The organism is Burkholderiales bacterium (genome assembly GCA_035518095.1).
Lineage (GTDB): Bacteria > Pseudomonadota > Gammaproteobacteria > Burkholderiales > JAHFRG01 > JAHFRG01.
Genome location: DATIXX010000068.1, coordinates 1 through 9,036, shown reverse-complemented (window position 1 = coordinate 9,036; position 9,036 = coordinate 1). Strand labels below are relative to the sequence as shown.

At 54.4% G+C, this 9,036-nt stretch carries 8 protein-coding genes; 3 read left to right on the top strand and 5 right to left on the bottom strand.

Annotated elements, in window-relative coordinates:
• The coding region (locus tag VLV32_10900; protein HUL42393.1) for a ketopantoate reductase C-terminal domain-containing protein at positions 1-139 on the top strand (139 nt) is incomplete at its 5' end.
• A gap of 63 nt (positions 140-202) precedes the next feature.
• On the opposite strand, the gene VLV32_10895 is transcribed toward VLV32_10900, so the two are convergent.
• The 3 genes from VLV32_10895 to VLV32_10885 form a co-directional block, all read right to left on the bottom strand.
• Positions 203-1,135 carry a methionyl-tRNA formyltransferase gene (locus VLV32_10895; GenBank protein HUL42392.1) on the bottom strand — a complete coding sequence of 311 codons (933 nt, stop codon included), beginning with the start codon at positions 1,133-1,135 and terminating at the stop codon, positions 203-205.
• A 106-nt stretch (positions 1,136-1,241) separates the two neighbouring features.
• Entirely contained in the window at positions 1,242-2,501 is a 1,260-nt protein-coding gene (gene frc / locus VLV32_10890) for a formyl-CoA transferase (protein HUL42391.1), read from the bottom strand.
• A 132-nt stretch (positions 2,502-2,633) separates the two neighbouring features.
• Complete coding sequence (locus VLV32_10885; GenBank protein HUL42390.1) at positions 2,634-4,334, bottom strand: thiamine pyrophosphate-binding protein; 1,701 nt, start codon at positions 4,332-4,334, stop codon at positions 2,634-2,636.
• Positions 4,335-4,584: 250 nt separating this feature from the next.
• Here VLV32_10885 and VLV32_10880 point away from each other — a divergent pair, with 250 nt between their 5' ends.
• The gene (locus tag VLV32_10880; GenBank protein HUL42389.1) at positions 4,585-5,202 is read left to right on the top strand and encodes a Crp/Fnr family transcriptional regulator; all 618 of its coding nucleotides are present in this window, start codon (positions 4,585-4,587) and stop codon (positions 5,200-5,202) included.
• On the opposite strand, the gene VLV32_10875 is transcribed toward VLV32_10880, so the two are convergent.
• A complete protein-coding gene (locus VLV32_10875) occupies positions 5,190-5,966 on the bottom strand; it encodes a sulfite exporter TauE/SafE family protein (protein HUL42388.1) in 777 nt (258 codons plus the stop codon). The genes VLV32_10880 and VLV32_10875 overlap by 13 nt on opposite strands.
• A 196-nt stretch (positions 5,967-6,162) precedes the next feature.
• Entirely contained in the window at positions 6,163-7,470 is a 1,308-nt protein-coding gene (oxlT, locus tag VLV32_10870) for an oxalate/formate MFS antiporter (GenBank protein HUL42387.1), read from the bottom strand.
• A 589-nt stretch (positions 7,471-8,059) separates the two neighbouring features.
• Between oxlT and VLV32_10865 the strand changes: the two genes are divergently transcribed.
• Positions 8,060-9,036: aminotransferase class V-fold PLP-dependent enzyme (locus VLV32_10865; protein HUL42386.1), on the top strand; the 977-nt coding region annotated here is incomplete at its 3' end.

Genomic DNA, 9,036 nt, shown 5'->3' with positions numbered 1-9,036 from the left:
TGAGCCGGAAATTGAAGCATTAGTGGGCTCGGTGGTGGAACTCGGCCGTCTTACTCACACGCCGACGCCGCACATCGATGCGGTGTACGCGCTTGCAAAGCTGCTCGCTAAGACGCTGGCGGAAGAGCGCAGTTCCTAAGGTGACGTTAGCACGGGGTAGTTCCATAGCCGTCGCTGCGGATCACCCGCAGGTCGCTGACGGCTAGCTGTCGAGCATCGTTCCAACGCTTAAACCGCTTTCCTTTGCAAATTCGGCTGCCGGCATTTTTTTCCCGCCCTCTGCCTTTAGCTTGAAAACTTCGATGCGGCCGCCTTGGGCGGTGATGGAAATGCTTTCCGGACCAATCGCGACAACTTCCCCCGGCTTACCCATGACTGCGGCGTATGTGCGTGCGAGGTGCTTGCGCGAATCGAACAACTGAATCTTGTTTCGTGCCAGCGTCGTCCATGCGCCCGGCGCTGGATTGCAACCGCGGATGAGGTTGTAAATGAAATCTACGTGGCTGTGCCAGTAGATTTTGGCTTCTGCCGCGCGGCACCAGCCTTCATACGAGGCCTGCTTCTCATCCTGTGCGATTTCGCGATACTTGCCAGCCATCACCAAGTCGGCCGCCTCAAGCAATGCCCGCACGCCCATCGGAAACAGGCGGTCGAAATAGATGCTTCCCAGCGTATCGTCAGGGTTAATCGGCGTTTCTTTTTGCAGCACAATCGGTCCTTCGTCGAGACCATCGGTGGGGCGGAAAATGCTAAGGCCGGTCTTGGTCTCGCCCCTGATAATCGGCCAGTTGATGGAGCTGGGGCCGCGGTACTTTGGCAGAAGCGACGGATGAAACTGGATAGTCCCTTTTTTTGGAATGTTCACGAAGTCCTGGGGCGCAAACTGTAGCACATAAGCCATAATGCCGAGGTCAGCATTAAGCTGCAGCATGGCGTCACGCGCCGCGCTGCTTTTTAGCGACGGAAACTGGAATAGCTTTAAACTCTTCTCCTGCGCCGCGGCTTTCAGCGGATCGGGCTTGGCGCCTTCCTTTTCGGGCGCGCAAAATATCCCGGCCACCTCGTCGCCGCGGGTAAGAAATGCTTCAAGTACCGCTTTCCCGAAATCTTGCTGACCGACAATTGCAATGCGCATAGTTTTCCTTTGGCGAAAGCGGAATTATGGGTAGACGATGCGGTGACCTGAAAGCAGGCGCCGTTCCACTGGTTTGTTCGCCAAAAAAAACGATTCCGGCGAAGCGTTAGCCAGCCGGTTTTGGAGGTGCGGTAAACGCGCCCGCTTGCTTCAACGCGGCAACTTGAGAATCGTCGTAGCCCAAGATTTCCTTCAGGATCTCTTCGGTATGCTCGCCAAGCAATGGCGAGCGTTTGATCTCGACCGGAGAATCGGATAGTTTGATGGGCATGCCCAGGTTATACCATGTCCCGCGACGCGGGTGATCGAGCTTGACGTACATTTCGCGCAGCCTGACATGTTCGTCGTTGGCAAGGTCTTCGGTGCTCATAATCGGACCGCACGGCACATCGAGTTCGTTTAGGATTGCCATCAGTTCCCGCTTGGTGTAGTTGGATGCGAATTCGGTAAGCAGCCGCCACATTTGGTTCTGATTCTTGCGCCGTTCGCCAATGGTGGAGAATTTCGGATCTTGTGCCAGCGTCTCGCCGCCGATGCGCTTGGCAAGCGCTCCCCACACGGCCTCCTGCACCACGACATAGATATAGTCGTTCGGGCCGCCCGGTTTGCATTGAATCGCGTTGCCGAGTTGGCCACCTCCGGAATCGTTACCCGCGCGCGGCGTCGCCTTGAGGCTCTTCGTCGGCGCAGAATACTCGGAAAGGACGCCGCGTGTCAGTCGCTGGTGGTCACGCCATTTCACGCGGCACAAGTTCATCACGGAATCCATCATCGCGACTTCCACATACTGACCCTTGCCGCTCTTGTATCGTTGGTGCAGGGCGGCGAGAATGCCGATGACCAGATGTAACCCCGTTCCGGAGTCTCCGATCTGTGCTCCAGTCACATAGGGCGGGCCGTCGGGAGCACCGGTGGTGCTCATCGCTCCGCCCATCGCCTGAGCCACGTTCTCGTAAGCCTTGAAGTCCGCGTACGGGCCGCTTGAGCCAAAGCCCTTGATCGACGCCATCACGATCCGCGGATTAATCTGCTGCACTTTTTCCCACCCGAAACCCAGGCGTTCCAGCACACCGGGTCCGAAATTTTCCATCAGCACGTCGCATTTTCTCAGGAGTTCGATGAATACCTCCTTGCCGCTGGGGTTTTTCATATTCACCGTAATCGAACGCTTGTTGCAGTTGAGCATCGTGAAGTACAAGCTGTCCGCATCAGGCACGTCGCGCAATTGCGCGCGGGTAGCATCGCCCGCCGGCGACTCAAGCTTGATCACATCGGCACCGAGCCATGCCATCAATTGCGAAGCGGTCGGTCCGGCCTGCACGTGCGACATGTCGAGAATGCGAATACCGGACAGAGCTTTATCCATTTTCTCTCCTCGCGAAAATCAAACCTTTTCCTCCGCAGGCTGACGCGGATGAATTTGGATTATAAATGAACGAGAAAAAGAATGTCTTGCGCGGCGCGTAAAATTCAACGCCGCTAGACCCGCGACAGCGCGCTACTTATACATGGTTTGATTCATGGTGCCGCTCGAATACACGTCGCGGTCGATTACCACGTCCACGAGCGCGGGCCTGCCGGAGTCCCGCGCGAATTCAAGCGCCGGACGGATCTCTTCGGGCTTGGTTACTCGTATGCCGACGCCGCCCATTGCCTCGGCAAACCTGTCAAAGCGAACATCGGCAAGCACATTGCCTACGTCTCCGCGTCCCGGATATTTCCTTTCCTGCCCGTAACGAATCTGGTTCCAGGAAGAGTTGTTGCCGATTACGCCGACGAAAGGCAATTTATTGCGCACCATAGTCTCGAAGTCAAACCCAGTGAGTCCGAACGATCCATCGCCAAACAGGACCACAACGTCGCGCTCGGGCTGTGTCAATTTTGACGCCAGCGCGAACCCAGTCCCCACGCCCAGGGTACCCAGTGGACCCGGGTCCATCCAGCCGCCCGGTTTGTGCGGCTTGACGATCGAGCCCGAGAACGTCACGATATCGCCCCCGTCGCCAATGAAAACCGTATCTTCCAGCAGAAACTCATTAATTTCGTGGCACAGCCGAACGGGATGGATCGGCTTGGTGCCGGCCTTGATGATCGCGTCGTTCTTGCCTCTTACCTTTTCCTCTTCCTCGCGCAGCATCTTTATGAACGGTTCGTGCTTGCGCGCCACGTCGCCTTTAGACGACTCGCACATGGCATTGAGAATGGCGCGGATGTTGCCGACCAAGCCGATATCGAAATCGCGGTTGTACCCGACATTGCGGTAATCCATGTCGAGGATGACAATCGTCGCCTTTGCGCTGAGACGCCTGCCGTAGCCCATGCGGAAATCGAGTGGCGTGCCCGCCAGGAAAATCAGGTCGGCATTTTCAAAAGCGACCTTGCGGGACGGCATGAAATTGTAGGGATGTTTTCTCGGCAGCGAGCCGCGCGCGGCGCCATTCACATAAATTGGGATATTGAACTGGCGTGCGAAGCGGTCCATCGCGTCGTGCGCACGGCAGGTGCGTGCCTGCGTGCCAAACAGTGCCACCGGGCGCTCGGCCTTGGCGATAGCCTCGGCAGCCCTTGCAAGCTCGTTGGGATCGCCCAAAAATTCGCCCTTGACGCGGAAATTTTTTGGAATGCGCACCTTTGCGGCGTCCACCTTGCCGTCGATCACATCGTGGGGAAATTCCAAATAGGCGGGCCCCGGTGCGCCATTGAACATTTCGCGGATCGCCTGCGACATCATTTCCGCGCAGCGGTCAGTCGTCATCACCATCGAAGCGAACTTGCTGATCGGGGCCATCATCGGCACATGCGGAAGATCCTGTAACGCCCCCATTTTGTATTGCTTGAGTGGGCCGCCACCACCTAGGAGCAGCATCGGGCTTTCCGCGCGAAATGCATTGGCGACGCCAGTGACCGCATCCGTAGTGCCCGGACCCGCGGTCACCACCGCGCAACCTATGCTGCCACTAATGCGCGCGACCGCATCTGCGGCGTGGGCTGCGACTTGCTCGTGACGCACATCAACGATTTTGATACCCTCGTCCAGGCAGCCATTGTAGATATCGATGATATGCCCGCCCGAAATGGTGAAGATATGTTTCACCCCTTCTTGCTTTAACATTTTGCCAACAATTTGCCCGCCGCTGATCAATTGCGGTTCAGTTTCCGTCGCAGGTTGCTTTAATGATTTCTCAGTGACGATTCCCATGATTCTTTATCTCCATTCTCCAAATTTATTAGTCTCGGCGTAAGCGTTTTTTACGAACGGCGGCAGCGTCGCTTCAAGATATCCGCCGCTCGAGATATTTTGTATAAAAATCTTAACAATCCGAAGTTAAAATCGTATCATAGCGAGTTGTGGCAGATATATCGTTGACTGGCATCAATTCCGGTTCTTGATCAAAGTCAATTTTTCCCCGCATCAAGCACGTCGGATTTGCGCCCCATAAAGATCATCTATGGTTTTGGTAGCGCACCACCCCGAAAAAAGCATCATCCGGGCACAGCTCAAGCAAAATGTCGTCTTGAAGCTGATGACCGCTGACGAAAGGGTCGAGCTGGAAGCTCATCTGGTAGTCGTTGACTGTCAAAAAGGAGAATGCTTGCTTCACCAGGGCGATTTGGAAATGGAGCAGTATTTTATTCTCGACGGAATATTAAAACGCGTGGTCGCCAATCAGCAGGGCAGGCAAATGATCCTGCGCTTTGCCGATGAGTGCAACATTGAAACCAGCTACGCAGCGTGGAAGCTCAAGACCCCCGCACCCTATAGCATCATAGCGGTCACCAAGGCACGCGTGGCGAAGCTGCCCCTACCCGAATGGGTCGCGTTTATCGACCATCACCTGGAGATCAAACAGGCGTTTGAGTATGAAGTCATGCATCTCATGAGCGAAATCATGGCGCATACGATAACTCTCCATTTGCTCGACGCACCGGGCCGTGTCCGGCGCTTCTTGCGCAAACACCCGGAGCTTTCTGATCGGGTGCCGAAGAAGGAGCTTGCCTCGTATCTCAATCTCTCAGCTGAAACATTGAGCCGCTTGGAGCATGATGGCAAAATTCATCTCAGATAATGCCACGCTACCTGCATAAACAGTATTGCCGCCATCACCCACAATACCTTCCTTAGCAGCCCCTGGTATATTTCGGGGTGAATGCGGCTTTGAATGCGCATTCCGAACAGCAGAGCTGCAATTGAAATAAGCGTTAGAGGCGCCGTTGCGACAAGAGTAGTGAGACCGATCTGGCCGGAAATCCCGAAAGTGACTGCTTGCGTAGACTTTCCGGCAAGGAAGCAGAGGTTGAGAATCTGGGTCATAGCAACCGGGGCCAGACCCAGCGCCATGAAGTAAATGACTAATGGAGGCACGGCCACATTTACCGTTCCAGACAGGAAACCCGCAAGCAAACCAAACAGCGGCGCGGCTGCCCGCGGATGGCGCTTTAGCCACGACCAATCGAGCTTGCGAAAGCGAGCTTGCTGGAGATACACAAGGATCATAAAGGCAAGCAGCAGCTTCAGCGGTTCGGGATCAGCCGAGATGAGAACGTGCGTGCCGCCAACGGTTCCAATCAGCACGTAGATTGCAACTGGCCAGTATTTGCCTATGCTCGAGCGCCAGTTCCCGCCTCTGACGATGCTAACCAGGTTGATCACGATATTTGGAAACAGCGTGGTGAGGATCGCGGTCTTGATGTCAGTCATCATCGCGATCACCGGCGTTGAAATCACCGGAAAACCAAAGCCCAGGGTGCCGTGAGCCAGTGCGGCGACGGTTATTACAATCAGCACTAAGATGAACGAAGGCGATGCAAGAAAAGCGTCGAGTTGCGGCATGCACTTTAAGGAGACTGAATAAAACTCGCCTTACAGGACCCTTTGAAAATTAGTATATCGTTCTGGGTGATCCGGTAAACAAAAAAGGCAGGGCGCTGGCCCTGCCTTTCTTGAAGAAGCTCCGCGCACGTCGCGCAATCGATGCCAGCTTGACGACGCGCAGCAACGCATTGCGAATAGTACCTGAACCAGATCGTCAGGCCGGCTGCGCAATTAGGGCATCAGCTTTTATGTGCGCATTCCTCATCGGCCGCAGTATGAACCATGCGGTTAATGCGGCAACCGCGTTCATTATGGCCGCGATGAGAAATACCGCATGCCAGCTCCCTGTTTCCCGAGTAAGCACGTTTGCAAGCGGCACCAACAGTGCAGCAGTCCCCTTCGCGGTATAAAGCAGTCCCGCGTTTGCCGCAGCAAATTTGGACCCAAACGTATCCGTGCAGGTTGACGGAAACAAGCTGAAAATTTCGCCCCAGGCAAAAAATACAATTCCGGTCAGTAGGACAAAATGCACGGGATCGTGACCATATGTGTAAAGCGCCGCGATTCCGACTGCTTCCAAGCCGAAGGCAATCAGCATGGTCGTTTCCCGACCGATCTGGTCAGACACCCAGCCAAAAAACGGACGCGTGAGGCCGTTTAACACGCGGTCAAGCGAAAGTGCGAAGGTGAGTGCGGGCAGAGTGATGCCCACCAGACTGACCGGAATTGTGGCGATTTTAAAATCCTTGGCAATAGGGGCCAACTGCGCCACGGCCATGAGGCCACCGGCCGCCACCATGACGAACATAAAGTACAAGACCCAGAATACGGGTTGGCGCAGAAGTTCCAGCGGCCGGTAATCTCGCTGCGTCTGTGGCACCTGTGGAGAGGTTGCACGGGCAGCCGCTTTTTTTACGAGTTCAGCACTCGCCACAAATTGTGGAGCGGTCAATCCCAATGACACCAGGACTACGACCAGACCTTGACCAATTCCAAAATAGAGGAACGCTGCCTCGTATCCCATGGTTTTGATGATCGCAGAAATCGGTATGATGGTGAGCGCCGAGCCCATTCCGAAACCCGCTGCAGTTAGTCCTGCGGCAAGACCACGCCGGTCGGCAAACCATTTCAGCGCGTTGCCGACGCAAGTGCCGTACACTGCGCCTGCACCGATGCCGCTGATTGCCGCCGCAAAATATAACGCGGGAAGTGTGCTGGCATAGGAATTCAGAGTCCATCCGATGCCGCATAAAATTCCGCCCACGAGTACCACGAGGCGCGGGCCAAACACATCAACTAAATAGCCCTCTACGGGTACCAGCCAGGTTTCGGTCAGTACGAATATAGTAAAGGCTACTTGAATTGCAGCTCTGGTCCAGCCGTACTTTTCCGAAATCGGGTTCACGAACAAAGTCCAGCCGTATTGCAGATTGGCGATCATCACCATGCAGATAATACCTAGGATGAGCTGCAACCAGCGATAGGGAGTTGGCCTTGAGCTCAATGTCGCTTCCGTATTCATTGTGTGTCTCCTCCGTGTTATCAGTTTGGGCAAATTAGTTTGCCGCTTGGGGATTTCAGCCATCATGCGGGCAGCACAGCTAAAGAATCCACTGTATTGCCGCTTCGACCGGTTGGGGTAATTATTGTTGTGCTCATATAGTAATCGCAAAAAAGGATTGCGGCAAACAAACCGCCGACCCGCTAATACGCCGGCCCACGGACGCCGTAGCCTCGCCTGGTCAGTGCAGTCTGGAAGACGGATGCTTGCTATCGCCAATAAACTATACGGTTTAAATTTTGCAACACGACATAATTAGTAATCTTTATTTAAATGATAAGAATTTTCTATAGCGGGCTTCTAAGTTAGCATTTATTATTAGCAGTTTAGGGAAAATTAGTGCTTCGGCGGTCGAGTGCATCGTCCAGCTCATCGCTAAGACGGTTATAATGTAATTTGTTCCAAATCCGCTGAATTGCCTTTGGCGGCAAATTAGATTCCTGAGACTGTGCAAAAAGTAAGATGTGCGCGTAATTTGCGCGTACTTACTCTGTTTTAGTATTTTTAACGGGAAACGTCTTTTAAGTTAACAAGCGAGGAGGAAACCAACATGCCACGTACGCCAGGCCGCAATTTTTTGTTCGTTCCAGGTCCAACCAACATTCCCGATCGCGTATTGCGTGCGATGGTGGTGGCAATGGAAGACCATCGTTCCTCCAAGTTTCCCGAACTTTCGCGCTCTGTATTGGGCGATTTGCAGAAAGTATTCAAGACCACTGAAGGCCAGGCTTTCATCTTTCCTTCTTCTGGGACTGGAGCATGGGAAGCCGCTCTCACCAACACACTTTCCCCGGGGGACAAAGTATTAGCTTCGCGATTTGGGCAATTCAGCCATTTATGGGTGGATATGGCGCAGCGTCTAGGGTACGACGTGGAAATCCTGGAAGTTGAGTGGGGCGAAGGTGTTCCTCTGGACCGCGTAGAGGAAACTTTACGTGCTGACAAACAGCACAAAATCAAAGCCGTGCTGGCCTGCCACAATGAGACCGCGACCGGGGTAACCAGCGACATCGCCGGTGTGCGGCGGGCGATAGATTCGGCGCGGCATCCGGCGCTGCTATTTGTCGACGCCGTGAGTTCTCTTGCCAGCATCGACTTTTGCATGGACGAATGGCAAGTGGACATGGCCATTACGGGTTCGCAAAAAGGTCTCATGCTGCCGGCGGGCTTGGGGATCGTCTGTGCAAGCAAGAAGGCGCTTGCAGCCACGCAGACTGCGAAGTCGAAGCGTTGCTACTTTGATTTGAATGACATGATAAAGGCTAACGCCACCGGCTACTTTCCCTACACGCCGGCGCTGGCAATGCTGTATGGCCTGCGCGAATCTCTGAACGTCATTTTTGAAGAAGGATTGGAAAACATTTTCTTCCGCCACCATTACTTGGCGGAAGGCGTCCGCGCTGCGGTTATGAAAGGTTGGGGCCTCAAGCTATGCGCCAAGGAGCCGAAGTGGTATTCCGACACCGTGAGTGCCATTGTGGTGCCCGAAGGCATAAACGGCGCGCACGTGATCGATGTGGCGTTCCG

Bases quoted from the DNA above. Each gene is read 5' to 3' on its own strand.
- VLV32_10895 (HUL42392.1), bottom strand. From the start codon at position 1,135: ATGCGCATTGCAATTGTCGGTCAGCAAGATTTCGGGAAAGCGGTACTT.
- frc (HUL42391.1), bottom strand. From the start codon at position 2,501: ATGGATAAAGCTCTGTCCGGTATTCGCATTCTCGACATGTCGCACGTG.
- VLV32_10885 (HUL42390.1), bottom strand. From the start codon at position 4,334: ATGGGAATCGTCACTGAGAAATCATTAAAGCAACCTGCGACGGAAACT.
- VLV32_10880 (HUL42389.1), top strand. From the start codon at position 4,585: ATGGTTTTGGTAGCGCACCACCCCGAAAAAAGCATCATCCGGGCACAG.
- VLV32_10875 (HUL42388.1), bottom strand. From the start codon at position 5,966: ATGCCGCAACTCGACGCTTTTCTTGCATCGCCTTCGTTCATCTTAGTG.
- oxlT (HUL42387.1), bottom strand. From the start codon at position 7,470: ATGAATACGGAAGCGACATTGAGCTCAAGGCCAACTCCCTATCGCTGG.